This is a genomic window from Streptomyces coelicoflavus, assembly GCF_003112555.1.
GTDB lineage: Bacteria > Actinomycetota > Actinomycetes > Streptomycetales > Streptomycetaceae > Streptomyces > Streptomyces coelicoflavus.
The window spans coordinates 35,389-48,129 of the sequence record NZ_BEWB01000015.1 but is presented as its reverse complement, the minus strand read 5'-3'; the positions used below and the strand labels follow the sequence as shown (position 1 = coordinate 48,129).

11 protein-coding genes are annotated in these 12,741 nt (G+C 68.7%); 7 read left to right on the top strand and 4 right to left on the bottom strand.

Annotated elements, in window-relative coordinates; translation table 11 throughout:
- Nucleotides 1–64 precede the first annotated feature (64 nt).
- Together Sco07f_RS32240 and Sco07f_RS32235 are read left to right on the top strand one after the other, a co-directional pair.
- Nucleotides 65–1,309: an MFS transporter gene (locus Sco07f_RS32240; protein ID WP_108989914.1), complete on the top strand. Its 1,245-nt coding sequence runs from the start codon at nucleotides 65–67 to the stop codon at nucleotides 1,307–1,309.
- Nucleotides 1,310–1,406: 97 nt separating this feature from the next.
- Nucleotides 1,407–2,006, top strand: a complete 600-nt coding sequence (locus tag Sco07f_RS32235; protein WP_108989993.1) for a cysteine hydrolase family protein — start codon at nucleotides 1,407–1,409, stop codon at nucleotides 2,004–2,006.
- A 23-nt stretch (nucleotides 2,007–2,029) separates the two neighbouring features.
- Here Sco07f_RS32235 and Sco07f_RS32230 read toward each other — a convergent pair whose 3' ends face one another.
- Both Sco07f_RS32230 and Sco07f_RS32225 read right to left on the bottom strand, forming a co-directional pair.
- The gene (locus Sco07f_RS32230) at nucleotides 2,030–2,599 is read right to left on the bottom strand and encodes a hypothetical protein (RefSeq protein ID WP_042821585.1); all 570 of its coding nucleotides are present in this window, start codon (nucleotides 2,597–2,599) and stop codon (nucleotides 2,030–2,032) included.
- A 146-nt stretch (nucleotides 2,600–2,745) separates the two neighbouring features.
- Nucleotides 2,746–3,378, bottom strand: coding sequence for an SMI1/KNR4 family protein (locus Sco07f_RS32225; protein ID WP_108989913.1), 633 nt, complete (start codon nucleotides 3,376–3,378; stop codon nucleotides 2,746–2,748).
- A 671-nt stretch (nucleotides 3,379–4,049) separates the two neighbouring features.
- Between Sco07f_RS32225 and Sco07f_RS32220 the strand changes: the two genes are divergently transcribed.
- The 3 genes from Sco07f_RS32220 to Sco07f_RS32210 all read left to right on the top strand — a co-directional run bounded on the left by Sco07f_RS32220 (nucleotide 4,050) and on the right by Sco07f_RS32210 (nucleotide 7,555).
- Nucleotides 4,050–4,529, top strand: a complete 480-nt coding sequence (locus tag Sco07f_RS32220) for a MarR family transcriptional regulator (RefSeq protein ID WP_087793168.1) — start codon at nucleotides 4,050–4,052, stop codon at nucleotides 4,527–4,529.
- Nucleotides 4,529–4,852: a cyclic nucleotide-binding domain-containing protein gene (locus Sco07f_RS32215; protein ID WP_232249462.1), complete on the top strand. Its 324-nt coding sequence runs from the start codon at nucleotides 4,529–4,531 to the stop codon at nucleotides 4,850–4,852. Before Sco07f_RS32220 ends, Sco07f_RS32215 begins: the two co-directional genes overlap by 1 nt.
- A gap of 585 nt (nucleotides 4,853–5,437) precedes the next feature.
- Nucleotides 5,438–7,555 (top strand): FG-GAP repeat domain-containing protein, encoded by a 2,118-nt coding sequence (locus Sco07f_RS32210; protein ID WP_159107000.1) that lies wholly within the window; start codon nucleotides 5,438–5,440, stop codon nucleotides 7,553–7,555.
- 445 nt (nucleotides 7,556–8,000) lie between these two features.
- On the opposite strand, the gene Sco07f_RS32205 is transcribed toward Sco07f_RS32210, so the two are convergent.
- Nucleotides 8,001–8,996: a hypothetical protein gene (locus Sco07f_RS32205; RefSeq protein WP_369695802.1), complete on the bottom strand. Its 996-nt coding sequence runs from the start codon at nucleotides 8,994–8,996 to the stop codon at nucleotides 8,001–8,003.
- Nucleotides 8,997–9,430: 434 nt separating this feature from the next.
- The gene (locus Sco07f_RS32200) at nucleotides 9,431–9,886 is read right to left on the bottom strand and encodes a DUF6228 family protein (protein WP_167468291.1); all 456 of its coding nucleotides are present in this window, start codon (nucleotides 9,884–9,886) and stop codon (nucleotides 9,431–9,433) included.
- 222 nt (nucleotides 9,887–10,108) lie between these two features.
- Here Sco07f_RS32200 and Sco07f_RS32195 point away from each other — a divergent pair, with 222 nt between their 5' ends.
- Both Sco07f_RS32195 and Sco07f_RS32190 read left to right on the top strand, forming a co-directional pair.
- Nucleotides 10,109–11,272, top strand: a complete 1,164-nt coding sequence (locus Sco07f_RS32195) for a ParA family protein (protein WP_108989909.1) — start codon at nucleotides 10,109–10,111, stop codon at nucleotides 11,270–11,272.
- Nucleotides 11,269–12,423, top strand: a complete 1,155-nt coding sequence (locus tag Sco07f_RS32190) for a ParB/RepB/Spo0J family partition protein (RefSeq protein WP_108989908.1) — start codon at nucleotides 11,269–11,271, stop codon at nucleotides 12,421–12,423. The genes Sco07f_RS32195 and Sco07f_RS32190 overlap by 4 nt, the downstream gene beginning before the upstream one ends.
- Nucleotides 12,424–12,741: the final 318 nt, after the last annotated feature.

Genomic DNA, 12,741 nt, shown 5'->3' with positions numbered 1-12,741 from the left:
CGCCCGCTTGTCTCTCATTGGTCAACGCCGGTTTGTTTGGGTGAGCCAAGGGAGTGCGCCGGGCATGGTGGGCAGGAGACGGCTGGGCCGGCAGTTCGGCTGGCTGTGGGCGTCCTACGCGGTGAGCGCCTACGGGTCCGGGCTCGGGTTCGGGGCGTTGCCACTGATCGCCGTGCTGGTGCTGCACGCCGGACCCGCCGAGGTGTCCGTGCTGTCCGCGACAGGGCCTGCGGTGGGTGCGCTGATCGCGGTGCCGCTCGCGCCGTGGATGGAGTTCCGGCGCAAGCGCCCGGTCATGATCATGATGGACCTGGTCCGGTTCGCGGCCATGGCGACCATCCCCGTCGCCTACGCCTTCGGACGGCTCGGCTTCGTCCAACTGCTGGTCGTCTCGGCCGTGGTCGCCGCGGCCAAGATCGCCTTCAACGCGGCCAGCGGCGCCTACCTCAAGGCCCTCGTCCGACCGGACGACCTGCTCGTCGCCAACGCGCGGTTCGAGTCCACGAACTGGAGCTCCATCGCAGTGGGACCACCGCTGGGCGGGGCCGCGATCGGCCTGCTCGGGCCGGTCACCACCGTGGTGGCCGACGCGCTCAGCTACCTCCTCTCCGCCCTGGGCATCACCGCGATCCGCCGCCAGGAAGAAGCACCGCGAACGACCGGCAAGAGCCCGGTCCGGGCGGGCGCACTGCTCGACGGCTGGCGACACATCATGGCCCACCCCGGCCTGCGGCCTCTCTACCTCAACCAGATACTCGTCGCCGGTCTGATCATGGCCACCGAACCGCTGCTGGCCGTGCTCCTGCTGCGCCAACTCGGATTCCCACCCTGGCAGTACGCCCTCGCCTTCGCCGCCCCCTGCCTCGGCGGACTCATCGGCTCCCGGCTGGCCCGCCGCGTCGTGGCCCGCTTCGGCCGGCACCGGGTCTTCCGGACCGTCGGCACCCTGCGCGCCATCTGGCTGATCGGCCTGGTCTTCGTCCGTCCCGGCGTCGTCGGCCTCGTCACCGTGATCGCCGTCGAGCTGGCGATCATCGTCAACATGAGCCTGTACAGCCCGGTGCTCGCCACCTACCGGCTCGAACACACCCCCCAGCATCTCGTCGCCCGCACCCTGACGGCCTGGTCGATCGGCCAGCAGGCGTCCATCGCCGTCCTCACCGCACTCGCCGGACTGCTCGCCGACGCCACCAGCCCACGCACCGCGCTCACCGTCGCGGGACTGCTCGTCCTGACCACCCCGCTCCTGCTTCCCCGGCAGGACCAGACGTCGCGGCACGAGCCGGAACTGTCCCGCAGCCACTCATGAGACGCCGCGACGCACCGCTGAAGTCCGCAGCCCTCAGCCGTGTCCACCGGTGCGCGTCCGCGTCGACGGGCACACCGCCAGCAAGGAGAACACTCGCGTGAGCACCGCCCCCGCACTCGACCCCACCCGCACCGCTCTTCTCGTCCTGGACCACCAGCCCGCGATCCTGGCCTTCGTGCCCGAAGGCGAGGCCCGAAACGCCCTGCTCGGCCGCGTGGAAGGAGCCATCGCCGACGTCCGCGCACACGGCGGCACCATCGCCTACGTACGCGTCGCCTTCACCGACGCCGACTGGGACGCGGTCCCGGCCTCCAATAAGTCCTTCGCCCCGCTGGCCCGACACCGCGTCATGCACCACGAGGACCCTGCCACTGCCGTCCACGAGCGCCTGGCCCCCCGGGACGGCGACATCGTCGTACGCAAGGTCCGCTACGGCGGTATGTCCACCACCGACCTCGACCAGCGGCTACGCGAGCGCGGTATCACCACTCTGGTCGTCTCCGGCGTCAGCACCAGCGGCGCCGTCCTGTCCACCGTCACCGACGCGGCCGACCGCGACTACCTGCTCTACGTCCTGTCCGACGGCGTGGCCGACCCGGACACCGAAGTCCACAACGTCCTGCTCCACCAGGTCTTTCCCTCACGGGCCCACCTGATCGACACCACCGAACTGCACACCCTGCTCCGCGCCGACTGACCCGAACCGGGAGCCGAGGCCGTTCACTCGCCGCGCAGCCCGGCCCTGGCCTGCTGCAACTGCTCGACGGAGACCGCGCCGGAGTCCGGCAGGCCTGCCTCGGCCCAGGCGGCCTGTGCGCGGGGGACGGCTCCGTCGGCGTCGTCGAGCAGGATCTTCTTCGCCAGGTTCACGGCGATGGCGCCGTCGCCCAGATCCATGAGGTGGGCGAGCATGCGCACGCTCCTGGTCGCGGAAGCCTTCTCGTTGTACCGGAAGACCAGCACCCATCGCCCCCGCAGGCCGCGGGCCCGCTCGATGAGGTCGCGGCCCCGGTCGGTCTCCTGCTGCTCGGTCCGGATGTGCTCGGTCTCCCCGGCCGGAGAGCGCAGGGTGAGCAGGCCCCGGCGGCTGGACTCCTCGATCCCGACGTCCTCCAGGAACGCCACGAACCGCGAGGCGCTCTCCAACCGGTCGATGTCCTGCGCCGCCTGCTGGGCGATCAGATGCAGGTCGACGGTCAGGGCGTGCACGCGACGGCCCCAGGACGGTTCTTCTCCGACCGGACAAGGGCCGGCCGCCTGAGCGGCTGCGATGACGAGGCTGTAGTCCACACGTCCATCATGGCGGCTGCCACCGACGCCGCTCCCCCTCGACTCTTGCCTGAGGCGCGCACGCGCGGCGGGAGTACAGGTGACCTCGCCCAGCCTTTCTGGGGGCTCTGCCGGTCCGGCAAGGATCCCCAGGTCCAGCGGCGGTGTCAGTGGACGGGTGTCCAGTACGGCAACGCTTCGTCCAGCAACGGCACTTCAGGCCAATCCCATATCAAGCACCCCCACACCACGCCCGGCACGCCCGGGCCCATCGCATCGGCCGGACCGTCGGTCAGCGTGCGATGGACCGCATCCAAGTAGGCGGCGATCGACGGGTACGCGGCCTTCCGCCCGACGTCGATCAAGCTGTCCAAGCTCCACCGGCCCACGCCGTTGTCGCCCACCCAGTGCCCGGATTCGGGCCCTGCCTCGTCGCCGGTCAGCCATGGCACCACCGGGGCGCCGCCCCACCAGTCGGGGTCGGCACGGTCGGGCAACCGGGGCCTCAGCGCGTCCAGCGGGGACATGATCACCCCGCCGGGAAGAAACGCCCCCGAGCCGACTTCGCCCTCCTCGTCGTCCTCGAGCTCCTGGTGCTCTACGCCACCACATATCCGCCACAGCGCGGCCAGCTCGGCAGGAAGTGAGAAACCCAGATGTTGCCTCAGTGCTGCGTCGGCCGACACAACGGCCACTTCCGGGGCGCCAGGTAGCAGCGATGCGTAGGAGACCGGCGCGTTCGCCTTCAGCCAGGCAGTGAGTCGCATCCAGGCCGCTTCCAGGTTCCGTTGATCGCTCATCCCTCCAAGTTAGAGCCGAGTGGGAGGAGTCATTGGCCCTGCACCCGACCTTGAGCACGTCCCTGCCGTGTTCCGGTGTCCGCTGTCGTTGATGGCCCGGCCCGGAAGCCCATGAAGACCCCAGCCACAAACCAGTCCGCCACGACGGCGCGGGCGCCGACCGAGCAGGTGCGCGTATGCCACCTGGACCACAGACTCGACCAGCCACCCTTTCCAGTTGCCAGGTCAGCTGAGCCCCGGTCAACCCGCAGGGCACTGACGGCTGATACCCGACACGCCCGAGGACCGACGCCTGCGTCGGCCCGCAGGGCCTCCCCAGGGATGCGGAACCTTGGGCACCTTCATGCATTAAGAGGGCGTAACCCCGAAGACGCCTCTGACCTGCGGAAACGCAGTAGACGACCCGACTCCAGGATCGGGTATGCCGATCCTGGAGTCGGGTTACCCGATTCCAGAGTCGGATCAACCCGACTCCAGGATCGGATTGATCCGACGCTAGAGTCGGATCAGTTAGCTATGTGCACACTTCTGCCTCCTGCGCACATAGCCCAGCGATCCGACTGTGCAGCGGGATCGCTTAGCAATGTGGTAATGCTCTTCCTGGTAAGTGATCCGTTCCCCGAGTCCGATCACTTGCCACCCCCAAACCGACTTGCAGGGACGGCCCTCACATGGCAGAGCAGGCGCGAAAGATCCTCGCCCTGGTCGATCAGGACACAGGAGAGTTCGAGGAGGTACCCCGCGCCAACTATGCGTTCGACGGCGCTCACATCAACGTGGGCATCCGCAAGGGCCGGGAGCTCGCCTCGGCCGCATCCGGTCTGACCGACCGGGAGTTTCGCGTCCTCGTCTGGTACTGGTTCGCCACGGAGACGAGCGAGGAGGCCGTCATGCGTACGGGCTCCGCCATCGCAGAGGAGCTGGGCATGAGCGCGGATGCTCTGTCCAGGGCAGTGAAAGTACTCAAGCAGGCTCGGCTGCTTGTTGAGGCGGGCGGGCTGGGGCGGACCACCTTCTACAGGTGCACGCCCTACCTTGCATTCATCGGTACCGGCTTCGCCCACCGCGAAGCCGTGAAGGACTGGAACCCTCCGGAGACCAAGGTGCGCGAGCCCCGTAATCGTCGGCGTGGGAAGAAGGGCGAGGCCTGATGAGGATTCACGACGCGGCAGACGTGCAGTACTTGCTGAAGAAGACCGGGCGCGTCCTCAGCCCGAACCAGCGCATCGTCGTCATGCTCTACGCATCCTCGGAACAGCGTCCCGACGGAACGGTGATGATCAAGGCCAGCACGCTGGCCGCCACGGCGGGGATGACCCCGCCGGTGCTGTCCCGGACGCGGAAGGAACTGCTCGAGGCGGGTTGGCTGGAGGTGACCGGCAGTGTGGGAAGCGTCAAGCACTACCGGCTGGCCCCGGCCCTTTTCGAGGACCGGGGCCAGGCCGGACGTCACCTGCGGGCCGTCGGCGGCTGAAGGGGCCGGTGCTGTGAGGCGATTCGACTCCGGAGTCGGATCGCCTCTCCACGAGTCCAGCAGCGGAGGCTTCCTGGACCTGCTGCGGCGGGCAATTATCACGGCGTGATAATCCGGCGCCACAGCGCCCGTCCGACCCAGGTACCTCGGTCACCGGAAGCCCGAGGCAGACGCTCGCCGACGCTCCAAGCCAGTCCTGAGTGACAGCAGGACGGCCGGTGCCGGTGCGGAACTCCAAGCGCGACGGCTGCTTGCCGCGCTGGTGCACGTACCAGGAGTCTCGCTCGCTGTCGGTGCGCGCTGTTATCGTCCGAGCTGATCATCGCGTGCGGCGACACGGGGGTGGGGGCCAACGGTCGTCGCGCGCGTCGCCGCGCGCACACGTCCTTGCCGCGGTTCTTACCGGGGAGGGAATGTACGTTGCACCGTTCTCATGTCTTGGGGCTGCGGCTCACCGCTGCCATCGGCACTGTCCTCGCGGTGGTCCTGGTCGGCGGCCATGCCGTGGCGGCGCCCGTGTCGGAGCCCTCGTCCATGCCGGTCACAGCCGCGAAAGCCGCCGAGGTTCAGGTTCCCTATCCGAGCGTGAGCGGGAGCCGGCTGAACAGTGTCGGGTCGAGTGGGTTCCTGGTACACGAGAATGGCAAGCCCCTGTGGACCAGCTTCGCCGACGGCTCGACGAGCGTGGTGAAGGCGAAATCCTGGGCCGGCGGGTACGTGGATGCCTCCGTTTCCCCCACGCTGGCGTCGGACGTGGTCGAGATCGTGCACTGGGAGAGCAGCGCGAAGATCACCGAGCTGCGTGACATGAGCACGCAACGATCGGTGTCGATCTCTCCCCACCTCTACGTTCCGGGCGGCATCCTGGCCGGGTGCGTCGGCTTCAAGTACTTCGTGCGGAGCGCGAACGCCGCCGGCGATCAGGATGTGCGGCTGCTCGAGACGGCCGACGACGGCAAGGTGACGAAGCGCCTGGTGACCGGCCTGCCCGTTGACGCCAAGGAGGCGACTCTGGCCGCGGCCACTCCCGAGCACGCGGTGTTGGTCTACCAGACGTCGCGCACCTGGCAGTGGGCCCTGGTCGACCTGGCCACCGCCACCGTGGTCCAGCGCCACGACATGCGGTCCGCCTCCGACTCCGTCGCCGTGTCCGACACGCACGTGGCCTGGCACGAGACGGACGATGACGGCACGGACCGCGTAGTCGTCACCGCCCGCGGCACGAACCCCGGTCCCGACCGGAGCACGGTACTCGGCAAGGTGCGCGGCGACGTGGCGGTCGGGCTGGTGGGCAACTGGGTCACCTACGGCGTGAACAGCGACCTGGCCTGGGAAGACAATCCGAACCCGCTGTACGCCCTCACGGCTCGCAACCTCACCACGGACGCCACTCGCAAGCTCCTCGACCACACGGGCGAAGTGGCCACGGCCCCCGACGGCACCCTGTACGCGAGCGGCGGCACGGTCAGCGGCGGTGAGGGCCTGTACCGGGTCTCCATGGGATCTGCGGGAGCCCCGGTCGCCACCCGGGCGGCGAGCAGTGGGGAGTCGGTGGGAGTCACCTTCCTTGGGGACTCGGTCCCCGAGGTGATCGACCTCGACGCTACCGGCCCTGCCCGGTTCGCATGGCGACTGTCCCGGCTCAACGTGCTGGTGGACGTCACCCTGCGCAACACATACACCGGCGAGACGAAGCAGACATCGCTGCACCCGTACGCGAGCGTCGACGACCCGCACGGTTTCTCCTTCGACTGGGACGGTGAACTCGCGTGGCACAACGACCCGGACTTCTACACACCGGCCTCGGCGGGCACCTACACGTGGCGCATCGACGTCAGGCCGCGCAACGGCATCGGCCCCGACCTGTCCGCCTCCGGATCGTTCACGGTCAAACGCAAGTCCGGCACGCACGACTACGACAGTGACGGCCAGCCCGACATCCTCGAGCGGGACACAGCCGGACGGCTGTGGCTCTCCGACACCACCTACGAGTCCTACGACGAGCTCTACCAGAACCCTCAGACGATCGTCGGAGGGGGTTGGAACGTCTACGACCGCATCGAGGCGTCCGGCAACCTCGGCGGGGCCCCCGTGGACGATGTGGTGGCCCGCGACCGCAACGGAGTGCTCTGGCTCTACCTGGGCACGGGCGACAGCAAGTCCCCCTTCGCATCTCGCATCAGAATCGGCGGCGGCTGGAACACGTATGTCCAGCTGACCGGCGGCAGCGATCTGAACGGCGACGGCCGGGCCGACCTCGTCGCCGCCGACAAGTCCGGTGCTCTGTGGCTGTACCGCGGCACCGGCAACTACAAAGCCCCCTTCGAGAAGCGGGTGAAGATCGGCACCGGCGGATGGGGCACGTACAACCAGATCCTCGCAGTCGGTGACGTCGCCGGCGCCCCCGCAGGAGACCTCGTCGCCCGCGACCGCTCCGGCGTCCTCTGGCTCTACCTCGGATACGGCGACGGCCACTTCGCCCCGCGAAGCCGTATCGGAGGCGGCTGGAACGCCTACACCCACCTCGTCAACATCGGCGACGCCAACCTCGACGACCGGCCCGATCTGTACGGGATCAATCGGAACGAGCCGACCTCCCCCTTCCTCCACCGGGCTACAGGGGCCTGGCGTACGCCGTTCGCCGTCCGTTCCAACGTGCCGACCGTCTTCTACGGGAACCACACGTACGACCTCTTCGCCTGACGGCGATTGCCGCCCCCCACCCCTGGCCTTGTACTTCACTCCCGAGGGCCAGGTGTTGGGGGGCATGCGGGATCCATCCCACTTCAAGGCCCGCTCGAGCTCGACAAGCAGCCGCCGATTATCACGGCGTGATAATCCAAGCCGGACGTTCGTGGGTGTGCCCCGCCCCAAGGCGAGTGAAGACGCCGCCCCTCCGGACGCGCATCCAGTGGGAGCAGCTCCCCTCCCCCTCCGTACGGCAAGTCGTGCTTCCCAGCGCTGCAGCGAATCAAGATGTGAAGCGATCCGACTCTGGAGTCGGATCGTTTCTCCGCCGGCGAATCAGCCTGAGCATCACGGATCTGCTGGGCAGGCAATTATCACGGCGTGATAATCCCTCCCGCTGGAGGCGGCTCGGTGGCTGCCCCCGTGCGCGAACGCCCAAGCCACGCCCCTCGCGACGTGCTCAGAAGAGGCCGGTGCGCACGTGCGTCGGCAGGTTCTCAAGGACCTTGTGCAGCCACGGATCACAGGCGCCCGGCAGCCGCAGCAGGGTGTGCTGGAAGACTCCCGCGTCGATTCGGAACAGGTGCCCGGGCCGAGGCGAGGGCGGGTCGTCCCGGAGGAGTTCGCGGGGCAGGGCCTGCGGCGGAGGGTCTGCGGGCAGGTGAGGCTCGGGGAAGGCCAGCCACAGCCACACACCGAGCGGCAGCGGGACCAGGTACGCCGAGGTACCTCCGGCCGGGGCCCATGGCTCCCCCGTCTGTGGATGCTCCGGTACGAGCAGGAGGCCGGCGTCTGTGTCGGGAGAGGGCAGGTTCGGACCGGCCAGGGCGGCGTGCAAGGTCGGGCCGTCCGTGGAAAGCAGTGCATTCAGGGCGCGTTGGAAGACCTCCGCGGTCAGACCGTGCGGGACGGACACGGGTTGGCCTCCAGAGGCCGTGAGCAGGTGGGCGAGCGCCTGGCCGGCTGCCGCCTCCCACTGCGGGCTCCATGACCACCAGTGGTACAGCCCGAGCTGTCGTCCTCCCCACGAGGTGATCGGCTCGTACGGAGGCGTGCCCACCGCCGCGGCTGTCACGTCTGCCCAGGGAAGCGGTGCGGGGGTGGCATCGCTGACGGCGTGCCGGTGCACGGCGTTCGAGGCGAGCCACACCGCCTGCCAGAGCGAGCAGTCGTCGATCCTGCTCGCCACCGGCAGGCCGCACACCTCGCAGGCCATGTTGGGACCGTCGGCTCCGTCGAGGCCGCAGCAGTAGCCACTGCTCTTCTCCGGGATCAGCACGGTGCCGCGAGTGTCTCCCGGGGCGACGACGAACGAGTCGGTCACGTTGCCGGACAGCAGCCCGTCAGCGGACGCGTGGATACCGAGGACGGCCGCCGCATCCGGGGCGCCCTTCTCCCGGCTGGGCCATGACGGCCCCCAGGACTCCGACTCCACGGCGAACGTGCCGGGCTCCATGAGCACGGGGAGCTGGACTCCGTCCCCATAGTTCTGATGAGTGTGAGCGGGCAGGGCGACTTGGGACAGAGGCGCGGTCAATTCGGCGCCGCACTCCGCACATACGAAGACGATCACACGTCCTCCGGGCTGGGAACGAGGGCATCGTCGCAGTTCGGCGACGGAGGAGCCAACGGGTTTCCGTCATCCTGGGCAGGGCAGGGCAGGGACGGGGCCCCGGTCAGCAGGAGAAGCAATGTCCGCACAGGGCAACTGCATTGCCGAGCGGACACGTCCGGGACCGGAGCCCGACATGCCGGGAGTGGAGGCGGGCGGCGCGTGGGGCGTCAGTCGTGGCGATTATCACGGCGTGATAATTCACGCCGGAGGTCTCTCCTGCCTCTCCGGCGTGGGCTACAGCGGTGAGCCGGCCTGGGTGGCTCGGATGCCGGACGTCACGACTGCTCTCCGGTGAGGAAGTGTCGAACGTCGGCTGCAAGGGACGTCATCTGCTCGCCGGCCTCCAGCCAGGTGGTCACTGAGGCGCCCCAGCGGCCGGCGGCCTGCGGCCACGGCTGCAGGGACCAGGTCAGACCGACATGGCCCCTGGACCGGAAGACCGCCGACACCGTCAGGTCACGGTCGTTGGTCTGCCAGCTCCGTTCGCCGTCCCACCCTCGGTACTCGGCAGCGAGTTCCTCCAGGAACGTCGTGAGATCGCTGTCCCAGATCCAGGCGACGACCTCGTCGACCCGAGCGGTCAGCCCCGGGGCTCGCAGCTCGACGGCATAGCGCACGGAGTCCGTGTCGAAGCTGAACCGGTCGCAGAACGTCACGTCCACAGAGGGGTTCTCCTGACAGCGGACGGTTACGCCGGGCCTGTCATCGAGGCGGGCGCCTGGGGATGCCATGCGCGGAACGCTAGGTCATGCGGGTCGAGTTGGGCCAATGCCAAGACTGTCGTCCCTACGATTCCCGGTGGCTGCTGCCTTGATGGTGTCCGCGATGACGACCCGGACAGACCGAGACTGGCACACCTTCGGCGAGACAGGCCGGGCGCCCATCGGGTGAAACTCCGTCAGAACATGCAAAGCGGTTGTCATCGCGCCAACTGGAGTCAGTATGCTGACGTCATGGCATCTCCTTACCCCGACGGAGACCGGGAAAAGGTAGCGTCCAAGCTGCCCTCGGCGCTCCAGCAAGCACTCAAGGTTCGCGCCGCCGAGCTCAGCCTGGACATCCAGGACGCCGTCGAGGCGGCCATCAACGACTGGCGGGAGAGCGCGGGCGGTAGTGCCGACGTGGACACCGCCGGTGCGAGGTCGTTCTCCACGTGGCTTCCGCCAGGGCTGTACGAGCAGTTCAAGGAGACCTGCACCGACCGTGGCGTCTCCTACACCCAGGGACTCGCCCAGTCGATCCGCGGCTGGCTCGACGCCAACCCCTCCCCTCGGCACGGTGCCCGCGGCACCGACCCCGAGCGCAAGATCGTCGGCAACCAGAAGGGCGGCGTCGGCAAGACCGCCATCTCCGCCGGTATCGGCGAGGCCTACGCCGAGGCGGGCAAGCGCGTCCTCGTCGTCGACTTCGACCCGCAGGGACACCTCAGCGAACAGCTCGGAGTCCCCCAGATCGAGCCGGACCACGACAGCCTCGTCTCCCACATGTGCGGCGAAGGCAGCGGAGACCTGCGCGACCTCGTCGTCGAGATAAGGGACCCGCGGTTCGAGAAGCGCCTGCACGTCCTGCCCGCCTGCTTCGACGGCTTCCTCCTCGACGCGAAGATCGCCGTCGTGGCGACGCAGAAGCGCGGGTTCCAGAAGGAGGCCGCGCTCGAGCTGGCGCTGCGGCCCCTGGAGGCCGACTACGACGTCATCATCGTCGACTGCCCGCCCAGCCTCGGCATCGCCATGGACGCCGCCCTCTACTACGGGCGCCGGCGCCGGGGCGAGGCCGCCGGTGGCTCCGGGGTCGTCATCCCCGTACTCGCCGAGGACTCCTCCGCCACCGCCTACGGGATGCTCGCCCAGCAGATCGAGGACCTCTGCGACGACCTGTCCCTCGAGATCGACTACCTCGGCCTGGTCGTCAACCTCTACGACTCACGCCGCGGTTACGTCGCCACGTCGTCCCTGGACAACTGGAAGTCGCTCGGCGACCCGAAGGTCCTCGCCGTCATCGGCGACCTGAAGGAGCAGCGGGAAGCGGTCCGCAAGCGGATGCCGCTGCTCTCCTACGCGCCCCAGAGTGATCAGGCGGAAGCCATGCGGCAAGTAGCGAGGGGAGCCACCCGGTGAGCAAGGCCGACACCCTGGGATCGGCACCCGCGTTCGGTGCAGCACGTGGAGCGCGGTCCTCCCGACGCAATCTCATCGACCAGACTATCGGGGGCGAGGAGTCGACCGCGGCGGCCATCACCGAGCTGCCGGTCACCCTCATCAGCGAGAACCCCGACAACCCGCGCAACCACCTGCGCAACCTCGACGAGACGGTGCAGAGCGTCCGCGAGGTCGGCCTCATCATCCCGATCGCCGTGGCCACGGTCGACGCCTACCTGCGCAACCGGTCGGACCGCGCCGGCGACCTCGACGACGGGGCGCAGTACATCGTCGTCGACGGCCACCGGCGCCTCGAGGCCGCTCGTCGCGTCGGTCTGGCCACCATCCCCGTCCGCGTCGACAACGGACGGGTCGCCACCGACGAAGCCCTGCTCGAGGCCGCGTTCGTCGCGAACTACCACCGCGACGACATGACGGACCTGGAGGAGGCCCACGCCCTGAAGTCCCTGGTCGACTACTACGGTTCCCAGACCAAGGCGGCCAAGCGGCTGGGCATTCCGCAGAACACCATCTCCAGCAAGCTGTCCCTTCTGAAGCTCGCTCCCGAGCTTCAGAAGGACCTGGTCACCGGGGCGCGGAAGGTGGAACACGTCCGCAACCTCGGCAAGCTGTCCGCCGAGGAGCAGCGAGCCAAAGCGGACGAACGGGCGGAAGCGGCCCGGGCGAGGACGGAGGCCCAGAGCCGGGAAGTGGTCGAGCGCTCGGCCGGCCCTGCCAATTATCACGGCGTGATAATCCCGGAGACGCCAGGCGGTCAGGTCGCCGACCAGCCCGCCACTGCACCCGCTGCTGCGTCGGCCCTGACACAGGCCGCAGCGCCTCGGCCCACCACACTTGCACCGCCCGCCGAGCGCGAGCAGGCTGCTCCCGAGTCCATCCCGGAACCGCGCGCCGGCGCGGAGGAGACCGACCCGGCCAACGCGGAGGCGGCGCAGCCGAAACAGCCTAAGCGACTTCCCTACGACGACGCCTTCTACTGCGTTCACCACCTGCACCAGAAGATGACAGCCGAGACGTTCGTCCAAGGCGCCCGAGTGTGGATGGACATCCTGCGGGAGCAGCACCCGGACGAGTACACGGCGCTGCTGACCGAGCTGGCAGCCCGTTAGCAGCGCAGCCCCTTGCCTGGTCCCGGCCGGCCCCCCTTCGCCTTCCTCTGTGTCGGCGAACGGGGGCTGCGTCGTCTTCAGAGAGGCTGAACTCGCGGCATCGTGCTGATCCCGGAAAAGTACAGAAGCTAGCCGCACGCCTCCGTACGCCGCCCGCCGCCCAGCGTCATGCCCTCGAAGTCCCTGCTGCTGCCGAATGGTCACCTACGCCGACATCACGCGACGTCGTCCCCGGCCGGCCTCGTGAACTTGTGGGCGCTCACCGAGCCGACACATTGACGCACCCCATGTCGCCGATGACATCTGACGTCGCTACCC